At 50.4% G+C, this 18,947-nt stretch carries 14 protein-coding genes and 8 pseudogenes; 17 read left to right on the top strand and 5 right to left on the bottom strand.

Annotation, left to right across the window (positions count from 1 at the left end):
- Positions 1 to 13 precede the first annotated feature (13 nt).
- Positions 14 to 349 carry a DUF2002 family protein gene (locus LU633_RS08285; RefSeq protein WP_016191844.1) on the bottom strand — a complete coding sequence of 112 codons (336 nt, stop codon included), beginning with the start codon at positions 347 to 349 and terminating at the stop codon, positions 14 to 16.
- Between the two features lie 161 nt (positions 350 to 510).
- Between LU633_RS08285 and LU633_RS08280 the strand changes: the two genes are divergently transcribed.
- The 12 genes and pseudogenes from LU633_RS08280 to LU633_RS08225 all read left to right on the top strand — a co-directional run bounded on the left by LU633_RS08280 (position 511) and on the right by LU633_RS08225 (position 12,174).
- The gene (locus LU633_RS08280) at positions 511 to 834 is read left to right on the top strand and encodes a DUF883 family protein (RefSeq protein ID WP_016191843.1); all 324 of its coding nucleotides are present in this window, start codon (positions 511 to 513) and stop codon (positions 832 to 834) included.
- Between the two features lie 252 nt (positions 835 to 1,086).
- Positions 1,087 to 1,329 carry a glutaredoxin-like protein NrdH gene (gene nrdH / locus LU633_RS08275; RefSeq protein ID WP_016191842.1) on the top strand — a complete coding sequence of 81 codons (243 nt, stop codon included), beginning with the start codon at positions 1,087 to 1,089 and terminating at the stop codon, positions 1,327 to 1,329.
- Between the two features lie 5 nt (positions 1,330 to 1,334).
- Positions 1,335 to 1,751, top strand: a complete 417-nt coding sequence (gene nrdI, locus LU633_RS08270) for a class Ib ribonucleoside-diphosphate reductase assembly flavoprotein NrdI (RefSeq protein ID WP_016191841.1) — start codon at positions 1,335 to 1,337, stop codon at positions 1,749 to 1,751.
- A gap of 29 nt (positions 1,752 to 1,780) precedes the next feature.
- A complete protein-coding gene (nrdE, locus tag LU633_RS08265) occupies positions 1,781 to 3,862 on the top strand; it encodes a class 1b ribonucleoside-diphosphate reductase subunit alpha (protein ID WP_016191840.1) in 2,082 nt (693 codons plus the stop codon).
- A 44-nt stretch (positions 3,863 to 3,906) separates the two neighbouring features.
- A complete protein-coding gene (gene nrdF / locus LU633_RS08260; RefSeq protein ID WP_016191839.1) occupies positions 3,907 to 4,866 on the top strand; it encodes a class 1b ribonucleoside-diphosphate reductase subunit beta in 960 nt (319 codons plus the stop codon).
- A 377-nt stretch (positions 4,867 to 5,243) separates the two neighbouring features.
- Complete coding sequence (gene proV, locus LU633_RS08255; RefSeq protein WP_016191838.1) at positions 5,244 to 6,443, top strand: glycine betaine/L-proline ABC transporter ATP-binding protein ProV; 1,200 nt, start codon at positions 5,244 to 5,246, stop codon at positions 6,441 to 6,443.
- Positions 6,436 to 7,599 carry a glycine betaine/L-proline ABC transporter permease ProW gene (gene proW / locus LU633_RS08250; protein WP_016191837.1) on the top strand — a complete coding sequence of 388 codons (1,164 nt, stop codon included), beginning with the start codon at positions 6,436 to 6,438 and terminating at the stop codon, positions 7,597 to 7,599. Before proV ends, proW begins: the two co-directional genes overlap by 8 nt.
- A 69-nt stretch (positions 7,600 to 7,668) precedes the next feature.
- Positions 7,669 to 8,664, top strand: coding sequence for a glycine betaine/L-proline ABC transporter substrate-binding protein ProX (gene proX, locus LU633_RS08245; protein ID WP_016191836.1), 996 nt, complete (start codon positions 7,669 to 7,671; stop codon positions 8,662 to 8,664).
- 823 nt (positions 8,665 to 9,487) lie between these two features.
- Complete coding sequence (gene mprA / locus LU633_RS08240) at positions 9,488 to 10,018, top strand: transcriptional repressor MprA (protein WP_016191835.1); 531 nt, start codon at positions 9,488 to 9,490, stop codon at positions 10,016 to 10,018.
- 142 nt (positions 10,019 to 10,160) lie between these two features.
- A pseudogene (locus LU633_RS08235) lies at positions 10,161 to 10,858 on the top strand (multidrug export protein EmrA); the annotation flags it as partial.
- A pseudogene (locus LU633_RS08230) lies at positions 10,853 to 11,050 on the top strand (MFS transporter); the annotation flags it as partial. The pseudogenes LU633_RS08235 and LU633_RS08230, both read left to right, overlap by 6 nt.
- A 104-nt stretch (positions 11,051 to 11,154) precedes the next feature.
- A pseudogene (locus tag LU633_RS08225) lies at positions 11,155 to 12,174 on the top strand (helix-turn-helix domain-containing protein).
- Between the two features lie 152 nt (positions 12,175 to 12,326).
- Here the strand turns inward: LU633_RS08225 and LU633_RS08220 are convergent.
- The 3 genes and pseudogenes from LU633_RS08220 to LU633_RS08210 all read right to left on the bottom strand — a co-directional run bounded on the left by LU633_RS08220 (position 12,327) and on the right by LU633_RS08210 (position 15,249).
- Positions 12,327 to 13,461, bottom strand: a pseudogene (locus tag LU633_RS08220) (IS256 family transposase).
- Between the two features lie 136 nt (positions 13,462 to 13,597).
- A pseudogene (tnpA, locus tag LU633_RS08215) lies at positions 13,598 to 14,053 on the bottom strand (IS200/IS605 family transposase).
- A gap of 164 nt (positions 14,054 to 14,217) precedes the next feature.
- Positions 14,218 to 15,249 (bottom strand): tRNA/rRNA methyltransferase, encoded by a 1,032-nt coding sequence (locus LU633_RS08210; RefSeq protein ID WP_016191828.1) that lies wholly within the window; start codon positions 15,247 to 15,249, stop codon positions 14,218 to 14,220.
- Between the two features lie 243 nt (positions 15,250 to 15,492).
- On the opposite strand from LU633_RS08210, the gene trxC reads away from it, so the two are divergent.
- From trxC to LU633_RS08190, 4 genes and pseudogenes are all read left to right on the top strand, one after another.
- Positions 15,493 to 15,912 (top strand): thioredoxin TrxC, encoded by a 420-nt coding sequence (gene trxC / locus LU633_RS08205; RefSeq protein WP_016191827.1) that lies wholly within the window; start codon positions 15,493 to 15,495, stop codon positions 15,910 to 15,912.
- A gap of 81 nt (positions 15,913 to 15,993) precedes the next feature.
- Positions 15,994 to 16,192, top strand: a pseudogene (locus tag LU633_RS08200) (DTW domain-containing protein); the annotation flags it as partial.
- Positions 16,193 to 16,326: 134 nt separating this feature from the next.
- The gene (locus tag LU633_RS08195) at positions 16,327 to 16,575 is read left to right on the top strand and encodes a hypothetical protein (protein WP_071598930.1); all 249 of its coding nucleotides are present in this window, start codon (positions 16,327 to 16,329) and stop codon (positions 16,573 to 16,575) included.
- Positions 16,509 to 17,467 (top strand): annotated as a pseudogene (locus LU633_RS08190) (IS91 family transposase); the annotation flags it as partial. The gene LU633_RS08195 and the pseudogene LU633_RS08190, both read left to right, overlap by 67 nt.
- A 61-nt stretch (positions 17,468 to 17,528) precedes the next feature.
- Here LU633_RS08190 and LU633_RS08185 read toward each other — a convergent pair.
- Positions 17,529 to 18,569, bottom strand: coding sequence for an IS481 family transposase (locus tag LU633_RS08185; RefSeq protein ID WP_046371791.1), 1,041 nt, complete (start codon positions 18,567 to 18,569; stop codon positions 17,529 to 17,531).
- Positions 18,570 to 18,669: 100 nt separating this feature from the next.
- On the opposite strand from LU633_RS08185, the pseudogene LU633_RS08180 reads away from it, so the two are divergent.
- A pseudogene (locus LU633_RS08180) lies at positions 18,670 to 18,822 on the top strand (IS91 family transposase); the annotation flags it as partial.
- Between the last annotated feature and the right edge of the window lie 125 nt (positions 18,823 to 18,947).

The following is an 18,947-nucleotide window of genomic DNA, read 5'->3' as shown; positions in this document are numbered from 1 at the left end:
GAAACGACGGAAACTAATCGAACATCTGAGTAAGATAACGCTCCAGCGCAGCACGAGAGCTGAAGCCATGCGGAATACCGTAATGATGCTGGTTATCACCTACAAGATAGACTGGAAACTGTACATAATGTTCACAGGTTTTCATATCCGAAGTGGGCTCGGCATAACTGTGGCTTTTTTCTTTCAGTACGGGATGGATGACCAGCGCGGTTCGTCCCATTCTTGCTTCCCGATTAACGTATACGTAACTCTCACCTCGACGATAACCGTAAGTTTTTGCGGTCACAGCGTCCATTTCAAATCCTGCTTTCTCCAGTACGCGGGCAACCTCATCTGGGCGTAAATACATGCTTTTTCCTCTGAACTCACTATCCGATTCACTTTACAACAGCGTGAATGCCGTGGGCTTTCGGAATCATCCAGAAAGGCATGGTTTCATGGTCAGGCCCCCTAAAAACGCCAGTGCTGGTCTATAGTTGATAGTACGTTTCATCCCCAGGGGAGTTAAATATGTTTAAACGAGCACCGAAAAAAGACGCTGTTGATATTAATCAGGATGTTTCCGATCTGGCCGATACGCTGGAAAATTTGCTGAAATCGTACAGCAGCAAAACAAAGGATGAGGTCGATTCTGCCCGCGCAAGCGCGGAAGCTTTGCTCAAAGAAACATGTGCCAAATTACATGGTCCTAATCGCGTTACCCGGGCGGCGAAAGAGGCCGGTGAGCAGGTTGATTCTTATGTCCGCGGTAAGCCGTGGTACGGAGTCGGCATCGGTGCAGCGCTGGGTATTTTTGTCGGCGCACTTATCGCAACGACCAGCTCACGTGACTAAAATTTCGCCCTGTCTGACGAAAATCCCCGCCGTTTACCCGGCGGGGATTTTTTTGCAGGCAATAAATCCCAACCCTGATAAGCCTGTGGCTGCAAAAATCGCAATCACCTGAAGATTGCGGGGTTGCAAACACCAGACACTACATCTAGTATTAAAAAACAAAAAACAAACAACATGTAGCGCTTTCACGGCAAAATCAGTGTTGATGATGTCAGTTGAGACTTACTGCAGAGAAAAAGGTAAATACGAATCATGCGCATTATTATTTATACAAAAAATAATTGTGTCCAGTGCAATGCAACAAAAACCGCAATGGATAAGCAAGGCATTGATTATCAGACTGTTAATCTCGACATTGAGCCAGCAGCGGTGGAAACACTCAAGTCATTGGGGTATCGGCAAGTTCCAGTAGTTATGGCAGAACAGGAGCACTGGAGCGGTTTTCGCCCCGATAAAATTTCCGCACTGCGCCAGCGCTCAATGATGCAGGGCTAAAGCCAATGCTGGTTTATTTCTCCAGTCAGTCAGAAAACACGCATCGCTTTGTCATGAAAACAGGACTGGCCGCCATTCGCATCCCGTTCAACGGTGAACAGCATTTACGGGTCGAACAACCCTATATTCTGGTTGTACCCAGCTATGGCGGCGGCTCCGCAAAGGGTGCCGTGCCACGGCAGGTTATTCGGTTTTTGAACGATGCCAGTAACCGCGAATTAATCCGCGGGGTGATTGCCGCAGGAAACCGTAACTTTGGTGAGGCTTATTGCATAGCTGGCACCATCATTGCGCAAAAATGTCAGGTTCCCTGCCTGTACCGATTTGAACTACTCGGCACCAGCGAAGACATCGCCAACGTATCTCACGGAGTAACCGAATTTTGGCTGCAACAGAAAACACTCTCATACCCCCAAATCTGACCGCGCTGGATTACCATTCGCTGAATGCCATGCTCAATCTCTATGACACGCAGGGCAATATTCAGTTTGAGAAAGATCACGAGGCCACCCGACATTACTTCTTACAACATGTACTGCCCAACAGCATGGTCTTTGCTTCCCTTGCTGAACGTCTGCAATATCTTGTTTCAGAAGGTTATTATGAGGCAGGCGTACTTAATGAATATCCATTTGAATTCGTCAGTGAACTGTTTGAACAGGCTTATGCCCGACGTTTTCGCTTTCAGACCTTTTTGGGAGCCTGGAAGTTTTATACCAGCTACACCCTGAAAACCTTCGATGGGAAACGTTATCTGGAAGGCTTTACCGAACGCGTCTGTATGGTTGCGCTGACCCTGGCCAGAGGCGACAGACCGCTGGCTTTATCGTTAATGGACGAGATGCTTTCCGGGCGTTTCCAGCCTGCCACACCCACTTTTTTAAATTGTGGCAAACAGCAGCGTGGTGAACTGGTTTCCTGTTTTCTGCTGCGTATCGAAGATAACATGGAATCCATTGGCCGCTCGGTTAACTCAGCGCTGCAACTTTCCAAACGGGGCGGCGGCGTGGCATTCCTGCTATCAAACCTCCGCGAGGCTGGCGCACCGATTAAACGTATCGAAAACCAGTCTTCCGGGGTCATTCCGGTGATGAAAATGTTGGAAGATGCGTTTTCTTATGCTAATCAACTAGGTGCACGTCAGGGTGCTGGTGCCGTGTACCTGCACGCCCATCATCCCGATATTCTGCGTTTTCTCGATACCAAACGCGAAAATGCCGATGAAAAAATCCGTATTAAAACCCTGTCACTGGGCGTGGTTATCCCCGATGTGACTTTTCATCTGGCGAAAAAGAATCAGCCGATGGCGCTGTTTTCTCCTTATGATGTTGAGCGGATTTATGGTCTGCCTTTTGCCGATATCAGCATCAGTGAAAGATACGAAGAAATACTGGCAGACGAACGCATTCGCCGCAGCTTTATCAATCCGCGTGAATTTTTCCAGACGCTGGCAGAAATTCAGTTTGAATCCGGCTATCCCTATATCATGTTTGAAGATACGGTTAATCGGACCAACCCCATTGCCGGACGAATCAACATGAGCAATCTTTGCTCAGAAATTCTCCAGGTTAATAGCCCAACCACGTACAATGACGACCTCAGCTACCGCCATATTGGTAAAGATATCTCCTGTAATCTGGGTTCACTGAATATTGCCCATACCATGGATTCGCCTGACTTTGCCCGTACGGTAGAAATTGCCGTTCGCGGCCTGAGTGCTGTGTCCGACCAAAGTCATATCCATTCGGTTCCCTCTATTGAGTTGGGCAACGCTGCGTCGCACGCGATTGGCCTTGGTCAGATGAACCTGCACGGCTATCTGGCGCGTGAAGGTATCCAGTATGGTTCTGATGAGGGGCTCGATTTCACCAATATCTACTTCTATACCGTGACTTACTACGCTCTGCGCACGTCAAATTTAATTGCGTGCGAAAGAGGCGAGCATTTTGCTGGTTTCGAAAAATCTCGCTACGCCAGCGGCGAATATTTTGAACGCTATGTTAACCATAACTGGCTGCCGCGTACTCAAAAAGTCGCTGCGCTATTTGCTGAGGCTGGCATAGCGATCCCCACAAAGAAACAGTGGCTGGCATTACGTGAAGCCGTAATGCAGTACGGCATTTACAATCAGAATTTACAGGCAATTCCGCCAACGGGTTCAATTTCTTATATCAACCATGCTACGTCCAGTATCCATCCGATTGTGTCGCGAATTGAGATTCGTAAAGAGGGAAAAACAGGCCGCGTCTATTATCCCGCACCTTTTATGAATAATGACAACCAGGCGTTTTACCGGGATGCTTACGAAATCGGTCCTGAGGCCATTATTGATACCTATGCAGAAGCCACACGTCATGTTGATCAGGGGCTGTCGCTGACCCTGTTCTTCCGCGATAGCGCGACCACCCGCGATATTAATAAGGCACAGATCTATGCCTGGAAGAAAGGCATTAAAACGCTCTACTACATCCGACTACGCCAGATGGCCCTGCAGGGTACAGAAGTTGAAGGCTGCGTCTCCTGCTCTCTTTAAGGTAACTGAGTGGGGCTGTTTGTCCTGCCCCGGAAGGAACGATGATGACACTGAAACGTATCCACGCCATAAACTGGAACCAGATTGAAGATGATAAAGATCTGGAAGTCTGGAATCGACTGACCTCCAATTTCTGGCTACCAGAAAAAATTCCGCTGTCCAATGATCTTCCAGCCTGGAACAGTTTGGGTGCAGAGGAACAGCAACTGACAATTCGCGTATTCACCGGACTCACGCTGCTCGACACGATTCAAAATACTGTCGGCGCACCCGCTTTGATGGGGGATGCACTGACGCCTCATGAAGAAGCCGTTATGTCGAATATCAGCTTTATGGAAGCCGTGCACGCCCGCTCTTACAGCTCCATTTTCTCAACCCTGTGTCACACCAGCGATGTTGACGCTGCTTATGTCTGGAGTGAGCAGAACCCGTCGCTGCAACGTAAAGCTGACATTGTGCTTGAGCATTATTACGACAACGACCCGCTGAAAAAAAAGATTGCCAGCGTATTCCTCGAATCATTTCTGTTTTACTCCGGCTTTTATCTGCCGATGTACTGGTCGAGCAGAGGCAAGCTGACCAACACTGCCGACCTGATTCGCTTGATTATTAAAGACGAAGCGGTACATGGCTATTACATTGGTTATAAGTTTCAAAAATCACTGGAGAAAGAGAACCAGTCTCGCAAGGACGAACTGCAACAGTTTGCGATAGAATTATTGCTGGTACTATATGAAAATGAATGCATTTATACGTCTGAATTATATGATGGCGCAGGCTGGAAGGACGACGTTATAGCGTTTTTGCATTATAACGCTAATAAAGCGTTGATGAACCTCGGTTACGAGGCATTGTTTCCTGCGGAATTAACACGGGTCAATCCTGCGATTCTTTCCGCTCTTTCACCCAACGCAGATGAAAATCACGACTTTTTTTCCGGTTCAGGTTCATCCTACGTGATGGGAAAAGCCGTAGATACTGAAGACGAAGACTGGAATTTTTAATATTTGCTGGCATGGCTTAACATTCAGACATGCTGGCTGGCTTTTGCATCGCCTATTTATCCCCCTGGCCTGCTTGTAAAGATGATCAATAAACGGTGATTGTATTAGCTTTATTTAACCATTAAATTGCAGAAGACATGAAATATTACCGACATCTGATATCTGTGACAGAATAAAATATTTTTACCTCGCCAGAATCCAGCGTAATCCCTTACCCACTCTGTGATTTGCAGATATATTTCCCATGACGTTAATTTTCATAATTTGCTGTGAGGGTTGCCTCAAAATTTCAATGTGCTACGTTATAGGACGCTAATATAAATCAGGACGCAAGCGAAATAAAAAAACCAACCAATAACCAGGAATATAACCATCACATGGCTGTAAAACTTGAAGTTAAAAATCTTTATAAAATTTTTGGAGACAATCCCGAACGTGCATGCAGGCACATTGAAAAAGGAGTAAGCAAAGAAGCGTTACTGGAGAAAACCGGTCTTTCGCTTGGTGTTAAAAATGCCAGTCTGGCCATTGAAGAAGGCGAGATATTTGTGATCATGGGATTATCCGGTTCAGGAAAATCCACTATGGTTCGCCTTCTCAATCGTCTGATAGAGCCTACACGCGGTCAGGTCATTATTGATGGTGTTGATATTGCCAAAATATCTGACGCTGAACTTCGTCAGGTGCGCAGAAATAAAATCAGCATGGTATTCCAGTCATTTGCTTTAATGCCGCATATGACGGTGTTAAATAATACCGCCTTTGGAATGGAATTAGCCGGTATTCCCCTTCAGGGGCGTCAGGATAAAGCTCTGGAGGCATTACGTCAGGTTGGGCTTGAGAATTATGCCCATGCATACCCGGATGAATTGTCAGGTGGAATGCGCCAGCGTGTTGGATTAGCAAGGGCATTGGCAATCGACCCGGATATATTATTAATGGATGAGGCTTTCTCAGCGCTCGATCCTTTAATTCGTACCGAAATGCAGGATGAGTTGCTCAAATTACAATCCAGCCATCAGCGAACCATTGTATTTATTTCCCACGATCTGGATGAAGCCATGCGTATTGGCGACAGAATAGCCATTATGCAGGGCGGAGAAGTTATTCAGGTCGGTTCGCCAGATGAAATTCTGAACAATCCAGCCAATGATTATGTACGTACTTTCTTTCGTGGAGTAGATATCAGCCACGTCTTCAGCGCGAAAGATATTGCACGTCGGGGAGCCGGTTCATTACTGCGTAAAACACCAGGTTTTGGTCCTCGTTCTGCGCTTAAACTTCTGCAGGACAGTGATCGTGAATATGGCTACCTCCTCGAAAAGCAACAATTTGTTGGCGTGGTGTCCACCGACTCTCTTAAGGCAGCGCTGGCTGCAGGGACAGGACTTGAGGGAGCACTCCTGTCGGCACCCCTCGCCGTGTCCGATGATACCTCGTTGAATGATTTGTTGTCACATGTCGCTCAGGCACCTTGTGCCGTGCCGGTGGTGGGTGAAGGCCACCAGTATATTGGGGTCATTTCTAAAGGGACGCTATTACAGGCATTAGACCGTGAGGTAGCAAACAATGAGTGAACAAACAACCGATCCATGGGCAGCCGCTTCTACGCAGTCAACACCTTCCGCTTCAGCAACGGGCCATGCCAGCCAATCCACAGCAGGCGGCGATCCCTGGTCCACGTCCTCTGCTCAGACACATGCTGCCCCGCAAAATGCTGGCAATGCCTGGGATGCGCCATCCCCCCCGAGTGGACATGAAGCAGCGGTCGGTAGCAGTGACTGGCTGAACAGCGCACCAGTCCCCCAGGCCGAACATTTTAGTATGCTCGATCCATTTCATAAAACCCTCATCCCTCTCGACAGCTGGGTGACCAGCGGCATCGACTGGATCGTTACGCATTTCCGCCCGGTTTTTCAAGGGATACGCGTGCCGGTGGATTACATCCTCAGCACCTTTCAGCAACTGTTACAGGGCATGCCTGCGCCAGTTGCCATCGTTCTGTTTGCGCTGATAGCCTGGCAAATGTCCGGGCTGGGTATGGGCATCACCACGCTGGTTTCGCTGATCGTTATTGGCGCAATCGGAGCCTGGTCGCAAGCGATGGTGACGCTGGCACTGGTGCTGACCGCGCTGCTGTTTTGTGTTCTCATCGGGCTGCCGCTGGGGATTTGGCTGTCGCGCAGCGAGAAAGCGGCACGTATTATCCGTCCGCTGCTGGATGCCATGCAGACTACGCCCGCGTTTGTTTATCTTGTACCGATTGTGATGCTTTTTGGCATAGGAAACGTGCCAGGGGTCGTGGTAACAATTATTTTTGCACTCCCGCCTGTAGTACGCCTCACCATATTGGGTATTAAGCAGGTACCGGCCGATCTGACAGAAGCGGCAGCGTCTTTTGGTGCCAGCCCACGTCAGATGCTGTTCAAAGTGCAGCTTCCCCTGGCCATGCCGACGATTATGGCTGGAGTTAACCAGACGCTGATGCTGGCGCTCTCAATGGTGGTTATCGCTTCGATGATCGCCGTAGGGGGACTTGGCCAGATGGTACTGCGTGGTATTGGCCGTCTCGATATGGGGCTGGCAAGCGTGGGGGGCGTTGGCATTGTTATTCTGGCAATCATTCTTGATCGCCTTACTCAATCCGTTGGCCGTGACAGGCGCAGTCGACACGCTCGTCGCTGGTATGCCAACGGGCCACTGGGCCTGCTAACTCGCCCGTTTATTAAATAGTCGTACTTCAGGCGGTGGCTCTAAGCCCTGCCTGCACCTGAGTCAAATACAAAATCATAAGGATTCGCTATGCGTAAGACAGCATTGTTAGCCGCCGCTTTGACCACGCTGGTCAGCACTTATGTTTCCGCCATCGACCTTCCCGGTAAAGGGATTACCGTTAAGCCCTTACAGAGCACTATCTCGGAAGAAACCTTCCAGACACTGCTGGTGAGCCGCGCACTTGAAAAACTGGGATACACCGTCGAAGCACCCGATGAGGTCGACTATAACGTTGCTTACACGTCTATTGCCTCAGGAGATGGCACCTTTATGGCTACCAACTGGCAGCCCTTGCATGATGACATGTATAAAGCTGCAGGCGGTGACAGCAAATTCTATCGTCAGGGTACCTATGTCTCTGGTGCGGTTCAGGGCTATCTGATTGATAAAAAGACGGCTAAAAAGCATCACATTCGCACTATCAATCAGCTAAAAGATCCTGAGCTGGCAAAGTTATTTGACAGTAATGGCGATGGTAAAGCCGATCTGACAGGCTGTACGCCAGGCTGGGGCTGTGAAGCGGTGATCAACCATCAGCTCAAGGCGTATGGTTTGAGCAACACGGTTGAACATAATCAGGGTAATTATTCAGCACTTATCGCCGATACTCTCACCCGTTTCAGACAAGGTAAGCCCATTCTCTACTATACATGGACACCCTACTGGGTGAGCGATGTGCTGGTGCCGGGACGGGATGTCGTCTGGTTACAGGTGCCGTTTTCTTCTATGCCCGGCGCGCAGAAGGCTATCGATACCACTTTGCCGAACGGGGCAAACTATGGCTTCCCGGTGAATATGATGCATATCGTAGCGAACCGGGCATGGGCAGAGAAAAATCCGGCAGCCGCAAAACTGTTTGCCGAGATGAAACTGCCTGTCGCGGATATCAATGCTCAAAACTCGCGAATGCATCAGGGCCAGTCCAGTGAGGCAGATATTCATGCGCATGTGGACGGTTGGATTAAAGCACACCAGGCGCAATTTGACAGTTGGGTCCATGATGCTCAGGCTGCCGCAAAATAATCGGTTGCAATTCTGCTACCACTGCCAGACAGATTGACGGCCTGCTGGTACAACGTTGATCTGATTAATGTCCTCACTGCACCGGTTGCCAGGCACCCAATGGCAACAGGTCTTTTCACTGCTGGTATGCCCCCAGAACTGAAAACACCTTCAGTACGCACCACTTCTTTCCCCTGGCTCAATACCGGATGCCAACTGAAACAAGAATGAATTTGATAATTACAATTTATCTGTAAGAACAGAGGCACACCTAGCGCTTTTGTCCGGCATGTTCTGAGATTATAGATAAAAAATGCGTAAATTTCAGGTCCATCGCCTTGTTAAGCGTTTACACTCTCTGGTATGGTTAGCGCCGTAGTTATTCAAGTCGGTTATTTTTTCCGTTGAAACTATTAAGAGATGCAGCAGGCCGCATTCGGCAGCTATGACCATCTTAGCCGACTGAGTCCAATGTCCTGTTACCTGGCAGGCGGACTGCCAGAAGGTTTTTTGCCTGATGGCCGCCTGCCAGTTATTCCGGCCCGTCCGAGGAGATGGGTTTGTTAGTACGGATGCGATGAGTACCTGTCACTGAAATTTATTCAGTGTGCTTTCAGCAACCCGAGCATTTGAACCTGTCCTGTAGAGTTAAGGCTTAACATGTTATCGCTTAGATAATCTCTGCAACGTAGCGCCTGAATGCGTTACTCAGCATCCTGGGTTATGGAGTGACCTGAAATTACAGATGGAGAACACGGTTGTTAAATTATCTCCCGCAGGCAGGAGTACACCGCGTTCACGGCCATCGCCACCATACCAGTTGCAACTAATGAGGTCCACCCAGATGGAAAGTTCGTTCGCCCCCATTGAACAAATGCTGAATTTCCGCGCTAACCGTCATGAAGATTTCCCTTTACAGGAAATAATACTGACGCGCCTGTGCATGCACATGCAGAGTAAGCTGCTGGAAAATCGCAATAAAATGCTCAAGGCCCAGGGGATTAACGAGACATTGTTTATGGCATTGCTTACTCTTGATGCCCAGGAAAATAACAGTATTCAGCCTTCTGAACTCAGCTCTGCTTTGGGTTCATCCCGCACGAATGCCACGCGTATTGCAGATGAGTTGGAAAAACATGGCTGGATTGAACGCCGGGAGAGTGACAGTGACCGCCGTTGTCTTTACCTTCACCTGACTGAAAAAGGCAACGAATTCCTGCATCATATGCTGCCACCTCAACACAAATGCCTGCAATTGCTGTGGTCCTGCCTGAGCGCGTCAGAAAAAGCCCAGTTGGAGGGCATCACGCGTAAGCTACTGACACGCCTTGATCAAATGGATGAAGAAGAAGTCGTCGCGGCACTTTCTCGTTAATGTCCTCATCAATAGCATATTAAGTAACACCCCATTCGTTCTTAATCGTTATTTTAGGCCGCAATTTCTTAATCGATGCCAGCGACTCGACTCCGCTGGCATTTTTAACCCATACAGCGCGTTGTCAGCCAGCCTGATTAGCATGGTAAATGGGGAGCCAGTTCAGCAAGCCAGCATAAAAAAGAAAAGGCGTAAAAGTGCGTTAATTTTGTTGGCTGTACTGTTCCTTTTGATTGTGGCCGACAGGCTCATCTACTGGTTTCTTGTCCTTCGCCATCATCAGGAAACGGACGATGCTTATGTTGCAGGCAATCAGACGCAGGTCATGGCCCAAGTTTCCGGGAACGTGAACACAGTCTGGTTCGATAATACTGACTTTGTCAAAAAGGGTGATGTGCTGGTGACCCTGGATAAAACGGGTGCTGAACAGGCTTTCGAAAAAGCGCAAACTGCGCTGGCAACCAGCTTCCGTCAGACCCATCAATTGCTTATCAACAGTAGGCAGTATCAGGCAAACATTAAATTGCAAAAAAACGCACTGACTCAGGCCGAAGCCGATCTGAAACGTCAGGAACCTTTAGGTGCCCCTAATTTGACTGGTCGCGAGGATCTTCAACATGCCAGAGATGCGGTGGCAACAGCGAAAGCACAGCCTGAAGTTGCAAAGCAGCAGAACAATGCCAACCAGGCTATGGTACTGAACACCATGCTGTAGAATCAGCCTGCCGTAACGCAAAGCGCGACTGAACGTCGTGATGGCTGGCCTTGCAGCGAACTGAAGTACTCAGCCCAATCGACAGCTTCATTTCACGTCGCAGTGTTCAAGTCGGCTCGCAAATGTATAACAAACTGGAGCAGCTGGGGATGACACAAAACCAGGCTTCGTCGTGGATTGCTCAACAGATAACCGGACAGGACATGATTATTTCCGCAAACGAAATTTTTTGGGCTTCAGCGGGGGTTTTGCTGGTACTGATATGGCTTGCACGATCACCTTTCGTTTCAGGAAGCGATGGCACCGGGGTGCACTAAACTGTATTCGTCGCGACGTGATCTGACACCGGACCTTGCAAGGTTGGGGGTTACCGGTTCTGATATGGGTGTCGAATCCTTAAACAAAACGCGAGGTCACCCTCATGCTCCATACTCACAATCCCATCATCAAACACAAAGCCGGCCTGCTCAATCTCGCCGAATAACCCGGTAACGTCTCAACAGCCTGCAAGAGCACGGGCGTGTCACGCGACACCTTCTACCGTTATCAGGAACTGGCTGCTGAAGGCGGCATTGACGCGCTGGTTAACCAGAACCGTCGGGGTCCCAACCTGACGAACCGCGCCGACGAAGCCACTGAACGCGCGGTTGTTGAATATACCGTTGAGTTCCCGGCCCCCGGGCAGCACCGGACCAGTGATGAGCTGCGTAAAAAAGGCGTGTTTACCTCCGGCAGCGGCGTGCGCGCCATCTGGCAGCGACACGACCTGGAGAGCTTCCGTAAACGCCTGAAGGCGCCTGAGGAAAAGCTCGCCAGAGAAGGTATAGTGCTTACCGGTGCCCCAATCGCCGCGCTGGAGAAAAAGGCGCATGATGATGAGGCCAGCGGTGAAATCGAGACCGCTCACCCGGGCTATCCCGGGTCGCAGGACACCTTCTGTGCTGGCAATCTGAAAGGGGGGCCGTATCTGCCCGCAGACGTTCGTGGATACATACCCGAAAGTGGCGCACTGCAAGCGGTATACGAGTAAAACGCCGAACACCGCCGCCGACGGCCGTTCTGTGAGGCTCAGGGCCTGCCGGTGCTGAGAAGACTGACCGACAGGGGAACGGAGTACTGTGGTAAGGTGGAGCAGCATGATTACCAGCTTTATCTGGCCATCAACGATATCGCCCATACGAAAACGAAGGCGATGTCCCCACAGACCAACGGCATCGGTGAGTGCTTCCATAAAACGATTTTGCAGGATTTTTATCAGGTCACGTTCCGCAAGAAGTCATATGGGGAGCGGGAGAGCCTGCAAACGGATCCGGACAACGGGTTGTGGCATGACAATAATGAGCGGGCTCATCAGGGGAAAATGTGCGGCGGGCGAACGCCAGTGGCCACGTTACCTGATGGAAAACGTGTTTGTGCAGAAAAGAATCTGAACCGGATGTAATCCGACAGACACCTGTATAAATAACCGGTAACTGTCAGATCAGGTCTGAGCTAGTACACAGGAGGCGAAGTCAAAACCCTTTAAAAGGGTTTCGTGCACGGTTTCCTCAAGAATTACGACCCTGTAAATAATTCTGTGTAACTGCCACCACGTCAAAGGTGAACACTCAGGCGGTCACCGAACTCAATAATAAAGCGGCTCATCGCCAGCCGACAGTTCTGGATCGGCATACTCCATTTTTTCGATGCCGACTGGATTGCCAGGTAAATAACCTTTCGCACTGAGTCATCCGTCGGGAATACCTTGCGTTTCTTAATGGCGGCACGGATCACGCTGTTCAGCGACTCAATGGCATTCGTGGTGTAGATAGCTTTTCGGATGTCAGACGGATAGCCGAAGAACGTATTGAGGTTTTCCCCGTGCGCACGCCAGCTTTTGCTGATTTGTGGATATTTGTCATCCCATTCTTCGGCGAACGCATCCAGCGCCATCCGTGCGGCCGCTTCTGTTAGTGCCTGATAAACGGTTTTCAGCCCGCCTGTGACCGCTTTGTAGTCCTTCCACGCCACGTATTTCAGGCGGTTACGCACCATGTGGATGATGCACAGCTGGATGTGAGTCTGCAGATAGACGCTGTTTATCGCATCCGGGAAGCCCTTCAGTCCATCCACGCAGGCAATCAGGATGTCCTGAAGGCCGCGATTTGTAAGTTCCGTCAGCACGTTCAGCCAGAACTTTGCACCTTCATTTTCAGCCAGCCACATCCCCGGAAGCTCTTTCCGGCCTTCGGTATTGATGCCCGGCGCCAGGAACACCGCTTTGTTAATCACGCCGCCATTCGGCGACCTGCTCTTTAACGGCATCCGTGACTTTTGATATCAGGGCCGGTGACACATCAGCATCGTACATCTCTTTGAACGTATCGACGATTTCCCGCGTGGTCATGCCTTTGGCATACAAGGATAAAATCTGGCTGTCCATCTGCGTGATACGCGTCTGATTCTTCTTAATCAGCAGGGGTTCAAAGGTATTTTCCCGGTCGCGCGGCGTGTTTAGCCCGATTTCACCGTCGTTGCACAGCAGCGTTTTCGAAGAGTAGCCGTTGCGGGTATTGGTGCCGGTTTTAGGGGCATTTTTCTCATGCCCGAGGTGGTCAGTCAGTTCTGCATTGCGTGCCGTTTCAACGGTCAGCTTCGTGAGCATGCGGGAAAACTGATTAAGGCCGGCCTCAGTTTTGAGGCCTTTGGCCAGTTCAGCAGCAAGGGCCTTAAGTTTCTTCTCGTCCATAATTTGCCTGTCTCCATTGTTGGAGTGAACATATCAAAAACAGGCAATTACACAATTTTAATTACAGTCTCTGATGCCCCTATAAAGCTCTCTTACCAACCGCGCCCGGCAGGCACAAGATGATCTGACATTTGCATCAGACTTCTCTACTACGGCCTGTAAACGGGCTACCCGGATATGGGACTGATAACTGCTCTCCCATTTTATCCTCTTCAAGCTGATGCTTTATGTATTACTGTATCTTCGTCTTGTTCTTACCCACCGTATCGACGTAGTACCCTCTGCACCACAACTCCCTGTTCCTGTATTTGAATTTCATATCTCCAGACTCCTCGTAAAGCATCAGGCTGCTTTTTCCCTTCAGATAAGACACGCTCATCTTTGGCGGGATCTCCAGAAGCATATGGATATGCTATGCACAGCATTCCGCTTCCAGAATTTTCACATTTTTCCACTCGCACAGCTTCCTTAAAATACTGACTACCGCTCTACGTTTCTCCCCGTAGAACACCTGCCTTCGGTATTTCGGTGCAAAAACTATGTGATATTTACAGTTCCATCGGGTGTGCGCTAAACTCTTTTCGTCCCCCATTCACACCTCCTTTGGATTTCTTGTTAAACTTTTGCAGTTGCCAGACCGCAAGGTTTTTTAACAAATCAACCGAGGTTTTGATAACTGGCTGAAAGCTTTACTGAACCCCAGCCTGACTGGGGGGTTCCATAGACAAAAAAGCGGGCCATGATGGCCCGCTTTTATCAGCTATTCTGACGCCACCACTCGGCTAAAAGGATACCCGTGGCGACAGAAACATTGAGGCTTTCAACATTCCCGGTGCCGCCTATAGAAACGTTGAGTTCACCTTCCTGCCAGGTGCTGTCTGACAAACCATCACGTTCCTGCCCCAGAACAAGGACCATTTTGGCAGGCAATTCAACCTCCGTCAGCGGTACACCTTTATGGCTGGAGGTGGTAACAATGGTATAGCCCGCTTTACGAAAAGCATTGAGTCCGGATGCAAAATCTTCGCCGCTAATGGCCTGTACATGTTCCGCGCCGCCTTCGGCGGTTCTCACCGCCGCACCGGAGTCAAGCGTGGCAGCATCATCAACAAGTAGCCCTTTGATGCCAAAATGCGCACAACTGCGCATAATGCCGCCCAAGTTATGCGGATTACCGATATCCTCAAGGGCCAGCACGCAGTCCTTTTCGCCCACTGCAGCCAGCCACTCTCTTACCGGCATACCCATGCGTTTTTTAATCAGAAAACAAACGCCACCGTGATGTTCAGTCCCGGCGGCTTTTGCCAGCTCATCTTCTTCGACAACATGATAAGCCTTACGGTTGGCCGCCATCCATTTTAGCGTCTCACGAAAGCGCGGCGTGACGCTCTGCACAAACCATGCACGGACGATGCAATCAGGACGACTCTGAAACAATGCCTGACAGGCATTTTCACCATAAACTCGCGTCTCCTCCATGCGCTGACGACGAATTTGTTGCGGGTCGATATGACTTTTACCGCTAATGCCGCTGTGCTCTGGCTGAGAGCTATCGACATCATAAGACGCACGTGAAACTGTGCGCCAGGGTGATTCTGCGGGGCCAACGTCACGCCCACGCCCACCCCACGGTGAACTGTCCGTATTGCGTGAAGGACGGCGAGTACCATCCTGACGAGGACCACCTTTACCAGTCCGGGGGTTATGACCGCCCTTGCTGTTCTCGTCTTCACCACGGACATACATCACTTTGACTTTACCGCTTTTACCTTTAAATTCGTCGTTCATTTTCCCTCCACCTGGCTGAGCGCGACGCGCGCAGATTACCTGATGTGGCAGCACTTAGCTATCAACTTCCAATAAGTACCCCGACTGAACACTATTCCGTATAGCGGCAGTTAGCGTATCAAATTTTCAATTACGGCCTATTATACTTATTGAGTAAATCACTTTGTTTCCCGGAATTACGTCCTTCATAATTATCTCAAGTAAACCGTCACGCTCACGCTTAATTATCACTGAGGTGTATCTATGAATACCGTTTGCGCTTCATGCCAGGCAACCAACCGCCTGCCACAGGAACGTATTAATGAGGGTGCCAATTGCGGTAAGTGTGGCAATACGTTGTTCAGCGGTGAGGTTATCAATGCAACAACAGCAACCTTCGACAAATATTTACAGGATGGGCTGCCCGTTGTGGTTGATTTTTGGGCGCCCTGGTGCGGCCCCTGCGTTAACTTTTCACCTGTCTACAGTGATGTGGCACAGGAACTTGGGCATCAGATTCGTTTTTTGAAGGTGAATACAGAAGCAGAATCTGAACTGAGCGCCCGTTTTCGTATTCGCAGCATTCCAACCATCATGATATTTAAACAGGGTAAGGTGGTGGATATACTTAATGGCGCGATGCCCAAAGGGCCATTTACCCAATGGCTTGATGAGAATATCTGAATAACTGTGGTCATGCCTTCTGGCCACTACTGCTGCCCCTGTATTTCCGCCAGGATAGTATTTTTGCTGAAACCAACTTCCATGACCGGAAATCCTGCCCTGCGCCTGCGTGCCGAACGCCTTTCGCGCACGAGGTAATCGTACTCCACTCTGCCAGTGCTGCCTGCTTCCCCAAAAGGCCCATAGCCGCTTCTGTCTGGTGATGTTCGACAGCGAACCGATGAAGCCAGGCAATGCCGGACGACTTATCGCCGATATTCTGCCGGATACGCAAGCTTTTGGTTGAGCGCGCACGGAACAGGGCAGCCTGACGGGCGCAAATTGAAAACCCCGCCGTTTGCCTGCCCTGCCGTTGCCATACGCTGAGTGGAATATGTATGATCTGACGACATATTTTGTTCAGAGACAGTCAGCATGATGACCCGAAAAAGTATCGATACCGTCCTTCTCTCCGTTGCCGCTGATAAGCTCTCGCAGCGTGAATGGGACTGGATAACACGGATGAAGCCCATAGCTCCGCCTGCGGCAATGGTCGCCAGCGCCATACTGGATCACCGGGGCGATACCACCGCACTGAGCCGTCTGCCGCCGGCTGCCTGCGCAATATCGAAGTCGAACCCGTCACCAAAATGCTGGCCTGCGGCACCCGCATCAGCGGCGTGAAGGAGTATCACTGCGACAACGCGCAGTGCCCGCACGTCAGGTACATCACCAACGCCTGCCACAGCCGGGCCTGTCCTTCCTGCGGTAAAAAAGCCACCGACCTGTGGATAGCCGCGCAGCTTAACCAGCTGCCAGACTGCGACTGGCAGCATCTGGTCTTCACCCTGCCCGACACGCTCTGACCACTCTTTGAAGTCAACCGCTGGTGACTTAACGACCTCTGTCGCCTGGCACCTGATAACCTGCTGTACGCTGCCCGGCAGCGGGGGCTGGATATCGATATTTTCTGCGCCCTTCATAGCTACGGACGGCGGCTTAACTGGCATCCCCATGTCCACGTCTCCGTTACCTGCAGCGGTATTAACCGGCACGGAAAGTGGCAAAAAATCAGCTTCCGTAAGGATGCCATGCGCACCCGCTGGATGTGGAATGTACGCCAGTTTCTGCTGCGCGCCTGGTCAGAAGACATTGCGCTTCCGTCTTCCCTGATGCACATCACCACCGGCGCACAATGGCAGCAGCTGATACTGACGGCCGGAGGAAAGTGCTGGTGCGTGTACATGTCAAAAAAGACGTCGGGTGGCAAAAACACCGTGAAATACCCGGGTCGCTATCTGAAAAAAGCCGCCGACGGCTGGCGCACTACGCCGGCTGTCCCACGCTGAACTTCCGCCATCACGACCACAACACGGGAAAACAGGCCATGGAGAGGCTGACGCAGCATGAGATGGTGAGACGCCTGAAACAGCATATTCCGGAGAAGCACTTCCGGATGGTGCGTTACTTTGGTTTTCTGGCCAACCGCGTATGCGGTGAAAAGCTGCCGCAGGTGTACGGTTCGCTGGGAATGCAAAAACTGGAGTCGGTGCCAAAAGTCTGTTATGCGCAGATGAGTTGTACTAGCTCAGACCTGATCTGACAGTTACCGGTTATTTATACAGGTGTCTGTCAGATTACATCTGGTTCAGATTTTTTTCTGCCCAGACTCGTTTACCATCAAGTAACGTGGCCATTGGCGTACGCCCGCAGCACATTTTTCCCTGATGAGTTCGCTCATTATTGTAATGCCACAACCCGTTGTCCAGATCCGTTTGCAGGCTCTCCAGGTCTTCGTATAACTTCTTACGGAACGTAACCTGATAAAAATCCTGCAAAATAGTTTTATGGAAGCGCTCGCAGATGCCGTTCGTCTGCGGAGACATCGCCTTCGTTTTTGTATGGTCGATATCGTTGATGGCCAGATACAGCTGGTAATCATGCTGCTCCACCTTACCACAGTACTCCGTTCCCCTGTCGGTCAGGATCCTCAGCATCGGCAGTCCCTGAGCCTCGTAGAACGGCAGTACGCGATCATTGAGCAGGTCTGCGGCGGTGATCGGCGTTTTACTCGTATACAGCTTGCAGTGTGCCACTTTCGAGTACGTATCCACGAACGTCTGCTGGTAGATACGACCCACACCTTTCAGATTGCCCACGTAGAAGGTGTCCTGCGACCCGAGATAACCCGGGTGAGCAGTTTCGATTTCTCCGCTGGCCTCGTCATCGTGGGCCTTCTTCTCCAGCGCTGCGATTTGAGCGTCGGTAAGCACGATGCCTTCTCTGGCGACCTTTTCCTCAAGTGCCTTCAGGCGTTTACGGAAGTTCTCCAGGTCGTGCCGTTGCCAGATGGAGCGCACGCCGCTACCGGAGATAAACACGCCTTTTTTACGCAGCTCATTACTGGTCCGGTGTTGCCCGTGGGCCGGGAACTCAACGGCATATTCAACAACAGCGCGTTCAGTGGCTTCGTCGGCGCGGTTCTTCAGGTTGGGGACGCGGCGGTTCTGGTTAATCAGCGCATCGATGCCGCCTTCAGCAGCCAGTTCCTGATAACGGTAAAACGTGTCGCGTGACACGCCCATGATCTTGCAGGCTTTTGATACGTTACCGAGTTCTTCGGCGAGATTGAGCAGGCCGGCTTTGTGTTTGATGATGGGATTGTTAGTATGAATCATGAGAGTTACCTCGCGTTTTGTTTAAGGATTAGACACCCATATCAAAACCGGTAACTCTCAACCTTTCAAGGTCCAGTGTCAGATCAAGTCGCGACTAATACAGATGAGTAAACAGTTTCTGCGCCGCGTTCCGTTTGAATGCATCCTGTGCGGTGGTCATCTGTCTTACCACCGTGCGACAGCGGGCCTAAATGTGCAGGGGCTGAAAACCCATGCGCGGGATATCAGCCTGATGCGGTACGTACCGGCCTGATGCAGGGAAGATCTGTCCACCGTCCGGCAACAAGGCAAAAATCGACCTGTGTCAGTACAGATATTCACCGCAGGCAGATGTTGCAGGCTGTTCGTGAGTGCAGGCGTTCCATGCAGTTAAAAATT

Source organism: Erwinia tracheiphila (assembly GCF_021365465.1).
GTDB classification, from domain to species: domain Bacteria; phylum Pseudomonadota; class Gammaproteobacteria; order Enterobacterales; family Enterobacteriaceae; genus Erwinia; species Erwinia tracheiphila.
Note: the sequence above shows the minus strand (reverse complement) of the source record. Positions and strands in the feature narration are given on the sequence as shown.

Coding starts and splice junctions, on each gene's coding strand:
- LU633_RS08285 (WP_016191844.1), bottom strand. CDS start 349: ATGTATTTACGCCCAGATGAGGTTGCCCGCGTACTGGAGAAAGCAGGA.
- LU633_RS08280 (WP_016191843.1), top strand. CDS start 511: ATGTTTAAACGAGCACCGAAAAAAGACGCTGTTGATATTAATCAGGAT.
- nrdH (WP_016191842.1), top strand. CDS start 1,087: ATGCGCATTATTATTTATACAAAAAATAATTGTGTCCAGTGCAATGCA.
- nrdI (WP_016191841.1), top strand. CDS start 1,335: ATGCTGGTTTATTTCTCCAGTCAGTCAGAAAACACGCATCGCTTTGTC.
- nrdE (WP_016191840.1), top strand. CDS start 1,781: ATGCTCAATCTCTATGACACGCAGGGCAATATTCAGTTTGAGAAAGAT.
- nrdF (WP_016191839.1), top strand. CDS start 3,907: ATGACACTGAAACGTATCCACGCCATAAACTGGAACCAGATTGAAGAT.
- proV (WP_016191838.1), top strand. CDS start 5,244: ATGGCTGTAAAACTTGAAGTTAAAAATCTTTATAAAATTTTTGGAGAC.
- proW (WP_016191837.1), top strand. CDS start 6,436: ATGAGTGAACAAACAACCGATCCATGGGCAGCCGCTTCTACGCAGTCA.
- proX (WP_016191836.1), top strand. CDS start 7,669: ATGCGTAAGACAGCATTGTTAGCCGCCGCTTTGACCACGCTGGTCAGC.
- mprA (WP_016191835.1), top strand. CDS start 9,488: ATGGAAAGTTCGTTCGCCCCCATTGAACAAATGCTGAATTTCCGCGCT.
- LU633_RS08210 (WP_016191828.1), bottom strand. CDS start 15,249: ATGAACGACGAATTTAAAGGTAAAAGCGGTAAAGTCAAAGTGATGTAT.
- trxC (WP_016191827.1), top strand. CDS start 15,493: ATGAATACCGTTTGCGCTTCATGCCAGGCAACCAACCGCCTGCCACAG.
- LU633_RS08195 (WP_071598930.1), top strand. CDS start 16,327: ATGATGACCCGAAAAAGTATCGATACCGTCCTTCTCTCCGTTGCCGCT.
- LU633_RS08185 (WP_046371791.1), bottom strand. CDS start 18,569: ATGATTCATACTAACAATCCCATCATCAAACACAAAGCCGGCCTGCTC.